General features: G+C 71.3%; 13 protein-coding genes. 7 read left to right on the forward strand and 6 right to left on the reverse strand.

From position 1 onward, the window contains the following. Window positions 1-36: 36 nt before the first annotated feature. The 4 genes from ACFVVU_RS26540 to ACFVVU_RS26555 all read left to right on the forward strand — a co-directional run bounded on the left by ACFVVU_RS26540 (window position 37) and on the right by ACFVVU_RS26555 (window position 3956). The gene (locus ACFVVU_RS26540; protein ID WP_380684667.1) at window positions 37-384 is read left to right on the forward strand and encodes a darcynin family protein; all 348 of its coding nucleotides are present in this window, start codon (window positions 37-39) and stop codon (window positions 382-384) included. Further along, a complete protein-coding gene (locus ACFVVU_RS26545; protein ID WP_387792616.1) occupies window positions 381-1808 on the forward strand; it encodes an MFS transporter in 1428 nt (475 codons plus the stop codon). The genes ACFVVU_RS26540 and ACFVVU_RS26545 overlap by 4 nt, the downstream gene beginning before the upstream one ends. 124 nt (window positions 1809-1932) lie before the next feature. Continuing rightward, window positions 1933-2361: a hypothetical protein gene (locus ACFVVU_RS26550; protein WP_387792617.1), complete on the forward strand. Its 429-nt coding sequence runs from the start codon at window positions 1933-1935 to the stop codon at window positions 2359-2361. After that, window positions 2358-3956, forward strand: coding sequence for a multicopper oxidase family protein (locus tag ACFVVU_RS26555; protein ID WP_387792619.1), 1599 nt, complete (start codon window positions 2358-2360; stop codon window positions 3954-3956). The genes ACFVVU_RS26550 and ACFVVU_RS26555 overlap by 4 nt, the downstream gene beginning before the upstream one ends. A gap of 221 nt (window positions 3957-4177) precedes the next feature. On the opposite strand, the gene ACFVVU_RS26560 is transcribed toward ACFVVU_RS26555, so the two are convergent. From ACFVVU_RS26560 to ACFVVU_RS26580, 5 genes are all read right to left on the reverse strand, one after another. Beyond that, window positions 4178-4546 (reverse strand): LPXTG cell wall anchor domain-containing protein, encoded by a 369-nt coding sequence (locus tag ACFVVU_RS26560; protein ID WP_387792620.1) that lies wholly within the window; start codon window positions 4544-4546, stop codon window positions 4178-4180. Further along, window positions 4543-4857, reverse strand: coding sequence for a hypothetical protein (locus ACFVVU_RS26565; protein ID WP_387792622.1), 315 nt, complete (start codon window positions 4855-4857; stop codon window positions 4543-4545). The genes ACFVVU_RS26560 and ACFVVU_RS26565 overlap by 4 nt, the downstream gene beginning before the upstream one ends. 371 nt (window positions 4858-5228) lie before the next feature. After that, window positions 5229-6659: an amidase gene (locus ACFVVU_RS26570; RefSeq protein ID WP_387792623.1), complete on the reverse strand. Its 1431-nt coding sequence runs from the start codon at window positions 6657-6659 to the stop codon at window positions 5229-5231. Then, window positions 6656-8092 carry an MFS transporter gene (locus ACFVVU_RS26575; RefSeq protein ID WP_380687570.1) on the reverse strand — a complete coding sequence of 479 codons (1437 nt, stop codon included), beginning with the start codon at window positions 8090-8092 and terminating at the stop codon, window positions 6656-6658. The genes ACFVVU_RS26570 and ACFVVU_RS26575 overlap by 4 nt, the downstream gene beginning before the upstream one ends. Then, window positions 8092-9282, reverse strand: coding sequence for a CaiB/BaiF CoA transferase family protein (locus ACFVVU_RS26580; RefSeq protein ID WP_387792625.1), 1191 nt, complete (start codon window positions 9280-9282; stop codon window positions 8092-8094). Before ACFVVU_RS26580 ends, ACFVVU_RS26575 begins: the two co-directional genes overlap by 1 nt. Before the next feature lie 127 nt (window positions 9283-9409). On the opposite strand from ACFVVU_RS26580, the gene ACFVVU_RS26585 reads away from it, so the two are divergent. The 3 genes from ACFVVU_RS26585 to ACFVVU_RS26595 all read left to right on the forward strand — a co-directional run bounded on the left by ACFVVU_RS26585 (window position 9410) and on the right by ACFVVU_RS26595 (window position 10940). Next, window positions 9410-10054 carry a TetR/AcrR family transcriptional regulator gene (locus tag ACFVVU_RS26585; protein WP_387792627.1) on the forward strand — a complete coding sequence of 215 codons (645 nt, stop codon included), beginning with the start codon at window positions 9410-9412 and terminating at the stop codon, window positions 10052-10054. Continuing rightward, window positions 10051-10191 (forward strand): hypothetical protein, encoded by a 141-nt coding sequence (locus ACFVVU_RS26590; RefSeq protein WP_387792629.1) that lies wholly within the window; start codon window positions 10051-10053, stop codon window positions 10189-10191. Before ACFVVU_RS26585 ends, ACFVVU_RS26590 begins: the two co-directional genes overlap by 4 nt. A gap of 71 nt (window positions 10192-10262) precedes the next feature. Continuing rightward, entirely contained in the window at window positions 10263-10940 is a 678-nt protein-coding gene (locus ACFVVU_RS26595) for a tyrosine-type recombinase/integrase (RefSeq protein WP_387792631.1), read from the forward strand. Window positions 10941-11909: 969 nt separating this feature from the next. On the opposite strand, the gene ACFVVU_RS26600 is transcribed toward ACFVVU_RS26595, so the two are convergent. Then, the gene (locus tag ACFVVU_RS26600; RefSeq protein ID WP_387792633.1) at window positions 11910-14294 is read right to left on the reverse strand and encodes a UvrD-helicase domain-containing protein; all 2385 of its coding nucleotides are present in this window, start codon (window positions 14292-14294) and stop codon (window positions 11910-11912) included. Between the last annotated feature and the right edge of the window lie 17 nt (window positions 14295-14311).

A 14311-nucleotide genomic window follows, 5' to 3' on the forward strand; every position in this document is an offset into this window, starting at 1 on the left:
AAGTCCGCTGAAGCCCCACAAGCGAAGGATCCCCTGATGAAGTACGCCGTCATCCTGAAGTACTCGTTCACGCCGGCCTGGCTGAACCTGCCCCGCGAGGAGCGCGGAGCCCTGGAGGCCGCCCACATCCACCCCGTCTTCGGCAAGTACGCGGACCGGGTGAAGGCCCGCTTCTTCGACGCCGAGGCGTTCCACACCACCTTCACCGACTTCGCGCTCCTGGAGACCGAGGACCTCAAGGCGTACTACTTCCTGGTCGAGGAACTGCGGGACTCCCCGCTCGTCGCCCAGGGCTACCTCGTGCTCAACGACATCCACATCGGCATCGAGGACGGGTTCCAGGAGTTCGAGCGCAGCCTCAAGTCCGACGGCGGGGCCCGGTGACCCTCCTCGACGAGGCGCCGGAGACGGCGAAGACGGGAGGCGGCGCCCCGGCGGGGCGCCGCGCCCTGATCGCCGGCGCGCTCCTGGCGCTCTTCCTCGCCGCCGCGGACTCGACCGTCGTCGGCTCGCTGCTGCCGACCATGGCCCGCACGCTCGGCCACGAAGAGCTCTACCCGTGGCTGGTGTCCGGCTTCCTGCTGTGCAGCGTGCTGGCCACCGCGGTGGCCGGCGCCGCCGCCGACCGGTTCGGGTCGAAGGCGACCATGAGCGTCGCCCTGCTGCTCTTCGCCGCCGGCTCGGCCGGCGTGGCCGCCGCCCCGGACATGCCGTTGCTGATCGCCGCCCGGGCCCTGCAGGGGCTCGGGGCCGGAGCCGTCGTCACCCTGTCCTACGTCCTGGTCGGCCAGCTCTTCGACGCCGCCGGGCGCGCCCGGATGCAGGGGCTGCTGTCCGGCGTGTGGGGGCTGGCCGCCGTCGTCGGGCCGGCCCTCGGGTCGGCGGCGCAGGCCACGGTCGGCTGGCGCTGGGTCTTCGCCCTCAACCTGCCGATCGCGCTCGGCACCGCCCTGGTCGTCGCACGCCTGGCACCGGGCGCGAGCCGTGGCACGCGGGCCCGGGCGCGGCTGAACGTCCCGATCCTGGTGACCTTCTCCGCAGGCCTGACCGCACTGCTGACGCTCCTGGTCTCCCCGGCCCTGCCCGCCCTGGTCCTGGCCGGTGTGGTCCTGATCGGTGCTGCCGCGCTCCAGATCGCCCAGGTACGGCGCAACCCGGCGGCCTCCCTGGTCCCGGTGGCGTTCGTGCGCCGGCGGGAGATCCGGGCCGCGGCGGTCGTGTCGATCGGCGCCTCCGTCGTGCTCTACGCCTCGGTCACCCAGCTCCCGCTGGCACTCACCCGGAGCGGCGCGACCGGGGAGACCGCGAGCGGTCTCGTGGTCATGGTCGGCGCGCTCGGCTGGGTCGGCGGCGCCGCCGTCTGCGGAGGCCTGATCAGCAGGTTCGGCGCCCGGACGGTCGCCACCTCCGGAGCCGTGCTGCTGGCTCTGGGCCCCTTGCTGTTCATCACAACGACGCACCCGTCGCTGCCGCTCGCGGTCGTCACCCAGCTCTGCGTCGGGCTCGGCACCGGCTTCACCACCGCCACCTGCCTGGTCCAGGTCCAGAACACGGCCCCCGCCGAACAGCTGGGCTCCTACACCGGCGCCGTGACGCTGTGCCGCAACGTCGGTGCCGCCGTCGGCGTGAACCTGATCGCGACCATCCAGCTGAACGCCGCCGAACACCTCGGAGGCGCGGAGGCCCAAAGCGCGTCCTACCGGCTGGCCTTCGGGGTCCTGGCGGCGGCCGGAGCCCTCACGCTCCTCGCCTCCCGCCAACTCCGTGCGGACCCGGCCCGAGCAGCCGCGCCCGCACCACAGCACTAGCGTCCCCGTGACAGGACGGGGCCGGACCACGAAGATCGGAGAAACGCAGATGGCCCACACACGCGATGCCGCGCCGGCATCCGTTCCGGCCCGAGCCGAGTCTCTCGCCCGACAGGCCCTCCTGGTGACCGACGCACCCCGGTCACCGTGGATCCGGGCAGTCACCCTGTTCAGAGCCGTCTCCGTCCTGTTTCTCCTCGACACGCTCTTCCAGGCGGCCCTGGCTGGTCTCTTCGTCACCGGCGACGTCGAGTTCCTCGCCTGGCACGCGGCCAACGCGCAGCTCCTGAGCGCGCTGGTCGTCGTCGAGGCCCTCGCCGCCGCCGCCGTGTGGCGGGCGCTGCGCGGACCGCTGTGGCCCCTGCTCGGCGCGGTGGGCCTGCTCGGCCTGCTCAGCGCCCAGCAGGGGCTGGGCGCAGCCCGGATGCTCGGAGGCCACCTCCCCCTGGGCATGGCCATCTTCGGGCTCGGCGCGGCGCTGACGTACTGGGCCTTCACCTTCCGCCCGGGCCGGCCCGGGCCCCGGAAGCCCGCGTGGGAGGACGGCCGGTGACCTCCCGCCGACGGTTCCTCACCCTCGCGGCCGGCGCCGGCGCGGGCCTGGCCGTCCCCCTCGGCGCGGCCACGTACGCCGCGGTGACGGGCGAGAAGACCGGCAAGGTGCTGACCAGCGCACTGCGACCGCCCGAGGCCTTCACCGTGCCGCTGGCCCTGCCGCCCGTCGCGACCCCGGTCCGCACCGTCAACGGCACGGACTACTACGACCTCACCCAACGCGAGGCCGCCGTCGAGATCGTGCCCGGCACGAAGACGACCGTGTGGGGGTACGACGGCATCTTCCCCGGTCCGACGTTCGTCGGCCGGTCGGGGCGGCCGATGGTCGTCCAACTGGCCAACAAGCTGTCCGTCCCCACCTCCATGCACCTCCACGGGGGTGTCACACCACCGGACTCGGACGGCTACCCCACCGACCTGCTCCTCCCCGCGCAGTGCGGCGCCGAGTTGCGCAACGGAAGCTACAAGTCGCACCAGGCGGACCACGGCATGAACGTGGCGGCCTCCGACTGGAACGTCATGGAGGGTTACAAGTCCTACGAATACCCGCTGAACCAACGCGCGGCGACGCTCTGGTACCACGATCACCGCATGGACTTCAGCGCACCGCAGGTATGGCGCGGACTGGCCGGCATGTTCCTCGTCCACGACGACGAGGAGGACGCCCTCCCCCTGCCCAAGGGCGAGAAGGACCTTCCCCTCCTCCTGTGCGACCGGGCCTTCGAGGAGGACGGCTCGTTCCGCTACCCCGCCGTCTCACCGGGCTGCGTCGGAACACCCGGCGTGGACGAGGCGTACATGGACGGAGTACTCGGCGACGTCCAGCTCGTCAACGGCGCCCCCTGGCCCGTCCTGGAGGTCTCGGCCACCCGCTACCGGCTCCGGCTGCTCAACGCCTCCAACGCCCGCCGCTACCGCCTGGCACTGGAGCGGGAACACGGGGACGACCTGCCGTTCGTCCAGGTCGGCAGCGATGCGGGCCTCCTGCCGGCGCCGCGGACCCTCAGCGCGATACCCGTCGCACCCGCCGAACGCTTCGACGTCGTCGTCGACTTCGCCGCCTGCCCCGTCGGCAGCCACGTCACCCTGGTCAACACCCTGGCCGACGGGAGGATGCGCCAGGTGATGCGCTTCCGCGTCACCCGCAAGGAGAACGACACCAGCCGGATCCCCACCCAGCTCTCCGGAACCCCCGCCTCGCCCGACCCCAGGACCGCCACGAAGACCCGCCGGTTCGACTTCCGCCGCAGCGGCGGGGACGACGGACACGCGATGTGGACGATCAACGGCAAGCCCTTCAACAGCTCGGAGTCCCTGGCGAACCCCCGCCTGGGAACCGTCGAGCGATGGCGCTTCAGCAGCGACTTCCACCACCCGGTCCACCTCCACCTCGCCCACTTCCTGGTCCTCTCCCGCGGCGGCAGGCCCCCGGCCCCCACGGACGCCGGCTGGAAGGACACCGTCGACGTCCGCCCCTACGAGGTCGTCGAGGTCCTCGTCCGCTTCGACGGCTACCGAGGCCGCTACATGCTCCACTGCCACAACCTCGAACACGAGGACATGGCCATGATGGCCAACTACGAGGTCCTCTGAGCCAGGGCCTCGACACCCCCTCGCCACCGGTGCCGCTCGGATCCCCCTCCGAGCGGCACCGCCACGAACCCCCTCGGCCTCCACCGCCGAAAGGAGCTCGAACACCCCGCGCGCCGCGCCCCCACCGCGAAGCGCCGGTAGCCACGCGGCGCGTGGGACGGCACGCGGGAACCCCGGCCCCGGGCCCCAACCCGACAAGGGTTGGGGCCCGGGGCCGCGTGTCAGGACTCGTCGGCGCCCTCGCCGGGGTGGCGGCGTCGGCTGCGCACGACCATCCAGCCGCCGAACCCGAGCAGCAGGGCTGCGGCGAGTGCGGCGGCCGAGATCTGGGCACCGGTCCTGGGCAGGATCCCACCCGGCCCCTCGGACCCCGGCGTGGCCGACGGGCGGGTCGGGTTCTCGGTGCACAGGGGGTTCTGCGGGACGCACGCGGTCGGCGGCTCCCGGCCGGCCGGGGCGAGGAAGTTCCCGAGGCGGTGGTCGCCCTGGCCACCGTGGGCCTTGACCTTGACCTGATACGTCACGGTCGCGGTCTGACCGGGTGCGACGGTCCCCTTGATGAGCAGGGTGCCGTCGGCCGGTCCGGTCACGGTGAGCCCGTCACCGGCGGTGACGGGGTGGGCGTGGGGAACGCGTTCGACGACGCCAGCGCCGTCGGTACCGGAACCGAGATCTTCGCGTCGTCACACGTTCCGCTGCCGCTGCACGTCCACTGCACCCGGAATGACGCGCCCTCACCGGACTTCACGGTCCCCGGGACCGCCTCCACCGACACGTTCAGCGAGCCGCCGGCGGCCTGCGCCGGCACGGCGGCGAGGAAGAACGGCACGACGAGTAGCAACCGAAGGCGCTGGACGGAATGAACACCCGTCCCCGCCTGCCGGAGCGCTGCTTGGCGCATCCCCGCTTCCTCTCGCCGTCCCCCATGCGCAGGGCCCCGGTCTGCTCTCCAAACCCGCTGGCCACAAGCCTCGTTCCTCCCGGGACTGACCGGGGCCACGCCCGTCGTCGTAGCCGGCGCCGCCGTCGGGGTGCCCTCGGCGCTGGTCGAGTTGGCGGTGGCCGTCATCACCGAGGGCCCGGTCACCGCCGAGTTGCCCGTCACCGTCTCGGGCCGGTTGAGGACGATCAGTTCGGTCAGGCTGCGGCGTTGAGCAGGGTGCCGAGCTGCAGGGCCCGCCGCCAGGGCGGGCCGGTGAGCGGGAGGCCCTGGTGGCCGGTCTCCGCGAGCGGGATCGAGCCGGCCCGACAAGGTGGTCCTTCCGGTGGCGCTCAGGGGTGGCGGACCCCGTTGGCCTCTTCCAGCAGGGCCGCTGCGGCGAGCAGCAGGTCCTCGCGGTGGTGGGGTGCGACGAGCTGGACGGCGCAGGGCGGCCCCGCGGCGCCGGGGGCGGGCCCGGAAGGCACGCTGATCGCCGGGTGTCCGGTGTCGTTGAAGACGGACGTGTAGGCGATCGGGATGGTCCGCTCGCGCAGGGCCTTTTCGATGTCGGGGCCTTCGGCCGGCCAGGCGGTGGTCGGGACGGTGGGGGTGAGCAGGAGGTCGTGGTCGGTGAACAGGGCGGCCGCCCATCGGTCGAGGCGGGTTCGGTGCTCCCAGTACCGGGCGAGTTCCTCGATCGTGACCGCGCGGCCCTGGTCGAGGGCGGCGGCGAACCACGGCTCGAAGTCCTGCGGGCGGGTGGTGTAGGTGTCCAGGACGCTGGTGAGCCGGGCGCGGGCGAGGACCTTCTGCCGGAGCTGGGCGAACAACGGGAAGTCGTCGGCACCGGGCAGCGGGGCGTCCTCGTCCACGACGCGGAAGCCCAGGGCCCACAGGGTGTCGACGGTCCGTTCGAGGGCGGCGAGCTGCGGCTGGGCGGGTTCGGCGACGCCGAAGGTGCGCATGACGCGGACGCGCAGTTCCTGCGGGCGCCGGACGGGCCGGTCGAGGGCGTCGAGGTAGGGGGCGGCGGGCGCGGGCAGCGAGTACGGGTCCGCCGGGTGGTGTCCGGCGGCGACGTCGAGGTGGAGTGCGGTGTCCCGCACGGTGCGGGTGACGCAGCCGAGGACGGTGTTGCGGGGCCAGTGGGTGGTGCGGGCCGGCCCCTGCGGGATGCGACCGCGGCTCGGCTTGAGGCCGACGACCCCGCACAGGGCGGCGGGGATGCGGGTGGAGCCGCCGCCGTCGCCGGCGGTGGCGAGGGCGACGAGTCCGGCGGCGACGGCCGCGGCCGAACCGCCGCTGGAGCCGCCTGGGGAGAGGGTGGTGTCCCAGGGGTTGCGGGTGGTGCCGAACGCCTCGTTGGCGGTGTGGACGCCCGCGCCCATGGGCGGCATGTTGGTCTTGCCGACGATGATGGCGCCGGCCGCGCGGAGCCTGGCGACGTGCAGGTTGTCGTGTGCGGCGGGCGGGTTGTCGCGGAAGGCGCGGGTGCCGTGGCTGGTTGGCAGGCCGGCGGCGTCCTCACCGTCCTTGACGAGGACGGGCAGTCCGGTGAGCGCCCCGAGTGCGGCGTCGTCGCGGGCGATCCGCTCGGTGGCGTCGGCGGCCTCGGCGAGCGCGCGTTCGGCGTCGAGTCGGACGACGCTGTTCAGCGCGCCGTCGTGGGTGCGGATCCGGTCGAGGGTGTGGTGCATCAGCTCGACGGGCGACAGGGCGCGGCGTCGCATGAGGGCGAGGAGTTCGGTGGCCGAGGCGTAGGAGAGGTCGGTGACGGTCATGGGCGGGGTGCTCCTGGGTGCGGATGGGGCGCGGAGTGCGGGGTGCCGGCGGACGGGGTGTGGGGTTCGTCGTGGGCGGCGGCTTCGAGGCTGAGTCCGGTCGTCCGGGGTCCGACGGTGACGGCGATGACGCCTCCCGCGGCGGCGAGGCAGGCCAGGAAGACGAAGACGGCCGTGTAGCCGACACCGGTGTAGAGGAAGGCGATCAGCGCGGGCGCCGCGAGGTTGACCACCCGGGACAGCGCGTTGGCCGTGCCGGAGCCGAGCGCGCGGATCCGGGTGGGGAAGACCTCGGCGGAGTACACCTGGAGGAACGGAATGGCCATCTGGAAGAGCAGGTTGACGGCGCAGCCGAGGACCAGGACGGCGGCCGGGGACCGGACGAGCGCGAAGAGCACCAGGGCGAACGCGGTCAGCAGGCCGAGGACGAACTGGCTGACGCGCCGGTCCCAGCGGTCGATGAGCGGTGCGGCGAGCAGCGCGCCGAGCGGAGCCGCGGTGGCGAGGACGGCCGACAGGAGGAGGGTGTCGTCGAGTTCGAGACCGTTCTCCGAGAGGAGGGTGGGCGTCCAGGTCTGGAAGGCCGAATAGGCGAGCAGCCCGGCCGTCCACATCGCCGACACGGTGAGGAAGGTATGGCGGCGGGTGCCGGCCAGCAGGTCCCGCAGGCGCGCGGGCGCGGGCGCGGCGGGCGGGGACCCGGCCGCCGTCGCGGCCTGGGCCGCGGGCCCGTGTTCCGCCGTGTCCACCCCGCACTGGCGCTCGATCTGGCGGACGATCGTCTCCGCGCGCACGAGGTCGCCCCGGGCGGCCAGCCAGCGCGGGCTCTCGGGCACCCACCGGCGGATCAGCCAGGCGAAGACGCTCCCGAGAAGCCCGAGCGCGAAGACCGCCCGCCATCCCCAGTCCGCGTACGGCACGAGCAGGTAGCCCGACCATCCGGCGACGGGAATGCCGAGCGAGCCGATGACCACCTTGTAGGTCTGCAACCGTCCCCGGTGGGCCGCCGGGACGAACTCGGTCAGGACGACGATGGCCACCACCGCCATGCCCTGGGTGCCGAAGTGGGCGGCGAAGCGCGCCACCACGAGCTGCCAGGGATTCTGCGCCAGCACGCACAGCACGGTCGCCGCGCAGTAGACCGTGACGAAGACGAGCATCGTGCGGCGGCGCCCGGCACGGTCGGCGAGCCGGCCCGCGAGGATGCCGCCGGCGAACGCGCCGAGCGAGGCGACGCCGGCGACAGCGGCGATGTCCCCCAGGGACAGGCCCCACTGAGAGCGAAGCGCGGGGGCGACGAACGCGAAGGAGTAGGTCTCGACCCACTCGAAGAGGATCATGCCGGCCAGGGCCAGGACGAGCCGCCGGTGGAACGCGCTGAGCGGGAGCCGGTCGAGGCGGGCGCCGAAGGCCGCCGGTTCGACCGCTCTCATCAGATCACTCCCCCGGCCCGCAGGGCCGCGAGGTCGGAGGGGCCGAGGCCGAGCAGGTCCCGGTAGACCTCCGCGTTGTGCTCACCGAGCGCCGGCCCGGTGCTGCGGATGCTGCCGGGGGTCCGCGACAGGCGTGGGAAGGGGGCGGGCATGGGGAGCTCACCGAACTCGGCGTCCTCGACCTGGACCACACTGCCGCGCTCCCGGTAGTGCGGGTCGGCCGCGATGTCGGCGATGCTCATGAGCGGCGAGGCCGGCACGCCAGCGTCGTTGAGCAGCCGCGCGAGGTCGTCGGCGGTGTGGCCGGCGACCCACTCGGCGATGATCGCGTAGAGGCCGTCGGCGTGCTCGCTGCGCGCGAGGCGGGTGGCGTACTCGGGCGCGTCGGCCAGCTCCGGGCGGCCCATGACGGCGGTCAGCCGGCGGAACAGCGGATCGGTCCCCGCGTGCAGCGACAGCCGGCGGCCGTCCGCGGTGGTGAAGTCGGAGGCGGGGACGATCAGCGGGTTGCGGTTGCCGAGCCGCTCACGGACCCGGCCGGTGGTGGCGTACGCCGCCAGGGCGTCCTCAGAGGCGCGGAACCCGGCCTCGTAGAGCGCCAGGTCGACGACCTGGCCGCCGCCGCCCGCCGTGTCGCGGTGGTAGAGGGCGGTGACCACCGAGAAGGCGCCGAGGTAGGCGGCCATGTAGTCGATCGTCGAGTACCCGCTGCGCACCGGCGGGCGGTCGGGGTCGCCGGTGACGTGGGTCAACCCGGCGAAGGCGCTGGCGATCCGGTCGAAGGAGCCGCGGTCGCGGTACGGGCCGGTCAGGCCGTAACCCGTGACGTACACGAGGATCGCGTCCGGCGCGAGGACGCTCAGGGAGTCCGGGTCCAGGCCCCACTTCTCCAGGGTCGAGGGCCGGTAGTTGGTGATGACCACGTCGAAGTGCGGGACCAGCCCGCGTGCCATTTCCTGCCCGCGGGCGGTGCGCAGGTCGAGCGTGACGGACTTCTTGTTGCGGGCTTCCTGGGCCCAGTACGGGGTGCGGCCGCCGCCGGCGCCGCCCCGGGTGAAGTCGCCGTGCCCGGGCTCCTCGACCTTGATCACCTCGGCCCCGAAGTCGCCCAGGAAGGTCGCGGTGACCGGCGCCGCGAGAACGGTGGACAGGTCGAGCACGCGGATGCCCGCGAGTGGAAGAGTCGCCATGCGATGCCCCTAAGCTTTACGTAACGTTCCGTTATTAACGGAACGTTGTTAGCGGGACCCTAGGCTAGGACCCGCGCGGGGGCAAGACCCCGGAAGCACATCGCGGCGAATGGAGACAGCCCGGCCCATGGACGAGAAACCGGACGCGAACGACACCGGCCGGCCACGGCGACGGCGCCGCAGCCGGCAGGAGACCGAGGCCGACCTGCTCAACGCCGCGCGCCGCCTGCTCCAGCGCGACGGCGTCCTCGCGGGCGTGAACCTGCGGGAGATCGCGACCGAGGCCGGGGTCAACCACGGGCAGATCTACCAGTACTTCGGCAGCCGGCAGGCCCTGCTGCGGGCCTCGGTCGCAGACCTGGTCGACCGTCAGGCAGCGGACAAGGAGCCGCAGTTCTGGGACCTGCCGTTCGCCGAGCGCAGGGCCGCGATGTTCCGGCACCGGCTGGCCGAGCCCGAGGTCGTCCGGCTGGAGGCCCTGCTGGCCCTCGACGGCGACGAGGGCGTCAACGCGCTGCCCCGGTTCGCCCGGACCCGCCGCAGCCTGGAGCGCGACCAGCGCGAAGGCGCACTGCCGCCCGACGCCGACGCGGTGGCGGCCCACGTCATGGCGGCATCCGCCCTGGTCGGCTACGTCATCTTCCGCGAGGCGTACGCCCGCGACACCGGCATCCCCCTCGACGAGCTCGACGAACGCGCCGAACACGCCTACGCCCGGATGATCGCCGGCCTCACCGGCGGCACACCAACAGGGGCGCCGGACGACGAATGACCGACCGGAGCCCGCCCGACGCCGGCACCCGAACGGCCGCCCTGCACCCGAAGCGCAGCCGTGAGCGCTTCGCCCGGCCCGTCCGTGAGACCGCCGCCCACCGCGAACCACTCATCTGCACCCTTCCCCGGGGCTGATCTCCCTTGGCCTCCGGTCAAGGGAGATCAGCAGGTCAGCGGCTCTTTTCACTGTCTCGTGATCGCACGGTGTGCCCCGCGGGCCCACACTGGAAGCACGAACGACTCGCGCACGATCCTCCCGAGACGATCACCAGGCGCTGCTCACCCACCCCCTCGGACGACCGTGGCCGCGTCTACCGGCGCTGCGGCTGCCGCCACGACCACCACCGCCGGCTCGGCACCCGCTGCCCCCGCCTCACCGTGCCGACCCGCACCACGGCACCTGGGCCTTCGCCGTCGACACCCCGCCCGTCGACGGCCACCACCGCACCGTCCGCCGCGCCGGCTTCCCCGACGAACCCCGCGCCCACATCGCGCTGCGGCGCTTCAACGAGGGCCTGGCCCGCGTCGTCGACACCCTCGAAGACCGCGCGGGTTCACGGTCCTTCGGCGAGATCACCCCTGCCGACGGATACGTCTTCCATCGCCACGGCCGCCCCCTGCACCCCAAGAGCGTCCTCGACCGCTTCCACCTGCTCTGCGACAAGGCCGGCGTCCCCCGCATCGCCCTGCACGACCTGCGCCACCTCGCCGCCAGCTTCACCCTGGCCGCAGGCGTCCCCCTGCCCGTCGTCTCCAAGACCCTGCGCCACCGCGCCCTGTCGACGACCGCGAACATCGCGCCCGCGCCTTCACCGGCAACTGCCTGCCTACCAGCACACCCGAACAGCAGAGCCAGCGACGTCCTGGCCGATGTGGCCCGGTGACCACCGTGCGACCACCAACTGACACAGAAGCAAAAAGAACCGGCGCTCGGCTTCCCAAGCACCGGCTCCCACAACCGACTTCACAGTCGGGACGACAGGATCTGAACCTGCGACCCCTTGACCCCCAGTCAAGGGATTCAACTATTGTCGGCAGCCGACGCCTTGAGGCCTCGGCTCTTTTGTTGCCCAACTATGCTTAGAACAAGGAACGTTGAGACTCGTGGCGGAGATCCATGGTCGGCAGGACTCGATCCCTCTCGATGCTCAGTCGGGTGCAAGTTCGTACATAGATGCCCGTTATCGTCCACGGGCGCTCACGGGCGCTCACCAGGCGCGGTCCCGAACTGGTCCCCAAATGGTCCCCAGGCCCCCGGACCGGCCTTGGTCACCGCGAGTAACAGCAATCTGTCGGCCCTTCAGAAGAGCCCGCTCGCAGGCAGCCGTGACCCATGATGCGTTGCCACTGACCAGCCTGGGCGCCCCGGGCGGATCAAGGTCGACTACCCGCCGGATACGGATGGTGATCTCCCGAGCGGTGTGTCGTCTTGAGCGTGTCCTCGCCGGCTGGTTCTGACGCGCCTCGCGCACCGCCCCGCACGCTCTGCCGCCACGCCCGGCCGAACGGCAAGCCTTGGACCAGGGTCACCGCGTTCAAAAAGGAGAAGCACATGGGACAGCGGGCGCAGCGGGGCAGGGCGTACCAACGGTGCGGGTGCAAGGACGAGGGCGGGCGGCAGTTGGGTGCGTGGTGTGTCCGGTTGTTGGAGGAGGCCGGGCACGGGTCGTGGACGTACTGCGTCGATCTGGCGCCGGAGGACGGCCAACGTCATACAGAGACAGCCTCTTCTTGGCCTGCCAGCAACCGAAGCGCACAATTAGTCGCCCCCCGGTTCACGCCCTCCGAACAGGGATCCCTCCCCTTCTGCTGAAAGCTCCGGCTCGAGCCGATCTCAAGTAGCCAGCGCCTGATCAAGCCGCGGAGCTTGACGACGGACCATCCGCGAGATCTCCCGGGCTGCGGGTGATCGCCCGGGCTACCGCATCCGGAGGCAGGAAGGAGCTCGGGCGGCCGTTCCAGCTAATGATTAGTTCGTCCCGCGCCCGAGTGGCGGCGACGAAGAGCAACGACCGGGCGCGCTGGAGTTCACTCTGGTAGCGCTTCGGGTCCACATGTCGGTACTGCTCGACCCGCTGGTCAGGGAACAGACCAGCTGCTACACCGGCAAGGAAAACTCGCTGGAACTCCAGCCCCTTGAAGCGGAACATCGTCCCGATCCGCACGCCTTCGCGGCCCTTCGGGCCGTCAGGGCCGATCTCGGTCGCGGGGATTCCGGAGCGGCTCAGGGTAGTGGCGAGCTGGGTCACGGAGTCCCGGTCAGGCACGCTCACCGCCATAGCCTCCCAGGGGGTGCCGTGCTGCTCGAATCGATCCCGGAGCAGCTCGGCGATCGTTCGCTGCTCGCTTACCCAATCCGGTGAGCGGTAGTACTGGGGGCCCAGACCCGAGAGCACCGAGCGGTAACCGTCGAGGCTGTCTCTTCCCTCGTCGAGATCGTCGAACTGCTCGCCCTCGATGAGGCCCCTTGCACTGCCGAGGATTTGACGGCTGGTCCGGTAGTTGAGCGTCAGGCGCCTCGAACTGCGCCCCTTGGTCAGGATGCCGTACCGTCCGAGGACGACGCGATGAGCGTAGATCCTCTGATGGGCGTCCCCCACCAGGAAGATGTCGTTCGCCAGCGGCGCGACCATCGCACGCAGCATCCGCCAGTGCGAGGCAGACAGGTCCTGAGCCTCATCGACCACGATGTGGCGGTAACGGGGCTTGAGCCACATCCCACTACTGGCCTCACGGTGGATCAGGTCCACGCCTCCGTGCTCATCCTTGTAGTGCGCCTGCTCCTCAACTCGCGCCATGCGGTGGTGTTCGATGTCCGCGGCCTGACTCGCGAGCTGAGCCCAGGTGACCTGTCCGACTCGTACGAGGCGCTCGGTGAGCGCCTCGACGAGGTTCCAGATCCGGATCCGTTGGGGTCGCTGGAGCTGTCCGCCACGCCCGTCTCGGTCGGCGCGCAGATAGGCCCGCAGGTTGCCCAAGCCCTGGGCAAGGATCACGTGCTTCCACTCGGCGTCCAGGAACTCGGGGTCGAACTCATCCTCCCCAGCCTCAATCCGGACAGCGAACCAGTGGTCGCGGACGGCGTTGTCATCGATCGGCCTGCCGATGCGAGCATGCGGGTCCTGAACCACAACCTCCCTCGCCAGCTGATCCACGGACTTGATGTCCACTCGAGCGAGCAACTCGCGCCCGCCAAGGCTGTCCAGACGCTGCTTAAGGTCGGCCGCGAGGTTCGGGTTGAACGTAGTCAACAGCACGGGCTTGGTGTGTCCGGGCGGTAGCTTGCTGACCAGGTGGCGGACACGATGCAGTGCCACCACCGTCTTGCCTGTGCCGGGACCGCCGGTGACTTTCGCCGAACCCTTGAAATCCGTGGTCGCGAGGCGCTGCTGCTCAGGGTGCAGGAAGAGCCGCCATGCCTCAAAACCCTCGCCCAGCGCCGCCAGAACAGCAGGATCTTCCGTACTGACCTGGGACACCGGCCGCCGGGCGGCTCGGGCCCAGTCCGCGGGGTCCACCGCCTCCGGTGCTTCCCAGAGTCTGGTGACCTGCTCACGTACCTGCTCCGGATCCTTGCCGTCGTAGAGGTAGAGCAGGACCTCCTTAGACAGTTGGGGGATGTTCTGCTCGACCAGGGCGAGGAGTTGGTCCTCATTGGTGAGCCGTCGAACCGACGGGAGTAGACTGGCGATCAGTCCGAGCCTGATCAGCGTCTCGTCATCGTGCTTTGCGAACAGGGGTACCGGGAGACGGAGCGGCACCTGGCCTTCGATCGATGCCAAGGATGACAACGTCACTGCCCCGGACCTCGCAGGCGCATCCTCGGGCACCTGCGAGGCCTCGTCCGATGCCTTCGAGGAGTGCTCGGCCAGGATGACGACGTTGGCCGTGACCTGGGTGGGATCAATGAGTTCGATCCCACCCGAAACCTGGTTGACCTCGACCTGGATGCCCTTCAGCACCTCGTACACCTGAGGTCCATACCGAATAGCGAGAACAGCGAAGTGGGTGCCTTCGGTCTCAAGCAGGAGGGCCATGAGCTGCTCGTCCACCACTGCGGTGTACAGCGTGCCGTTGCTGCCGACCCTCCGCAGCGGCCTCAGCAGCAGAGAGCGATTGGTCCGGTCCTCCCGGACTCGACGGACGAAGTCGAGTACCGCGTTTCTGGCGCCCCGCCCGAGCCGCCGCATGTCCGCATCTGCCTGTGGGGAGACCTGGACATCGGTCTTACTGCTCAACGTGCGGCTCCTTCAGG

Source organism: Kitasatospora sp. NPDC057965 (genome assembly GCF_042887135.1).
Lineage (GTDB): Bacteria > Actinomycetota > Actinomycetes > Streptomycetales > Streptomycetaceae > Kitasatospora.

Coding starts and splice junctions, on each gene's coding strand:
- ACFVVU_RS26565 (WP_387792622.1), bottom strand. CDS start 4,857: ATGCGCCAAGCAGCGCTCCGGCAGGCGGGGACGGGTGTTCATTCCGTC.
- ACFVVU_RS26580 (WP_387792625.1), bottom strand. CDS start 9,282: ATGGCGACTCTTCCACTCGCGGGCATCCGCGTGCTCGACCTGTCCACC.
- ACFVVU_RS26540 (WP_380684667.1), top strand. CDS start 37: ATGAAGTACGCCGTCATCCTGAAGTACTCGTTCACGCCGGCCTGGCTG.
- ACFVVU_RS26585 (WP_387792627.1), top strand. CDS start 9,410: ATGGACGAGAAACCGGACGCGAACGACACCGGCCGGCCACGGCGACGG.
- ACFVVU_RS26570 (WP_387792623.1), bottom strand. CDS start 6,659: ATGACCGTCACCGACCTCTCCTACGCCTCGGCCACCGAACTCCTCGCC.
- ACFVVU_RS26590 (WP_387792629.1), top strand. CDS start 10,051: ATGACCGACCGGAGCCCGCCCGACGCCGGCACCCGAACGGCCGCCCTG.
- ACFVVU_RS26575 (WP_380687570.1), bottom strand. CDS start 8,092: ATGAGAGCGGTCGAACCGGCGGCCTTCGGCGCCCGCCTCGACCGGCTC.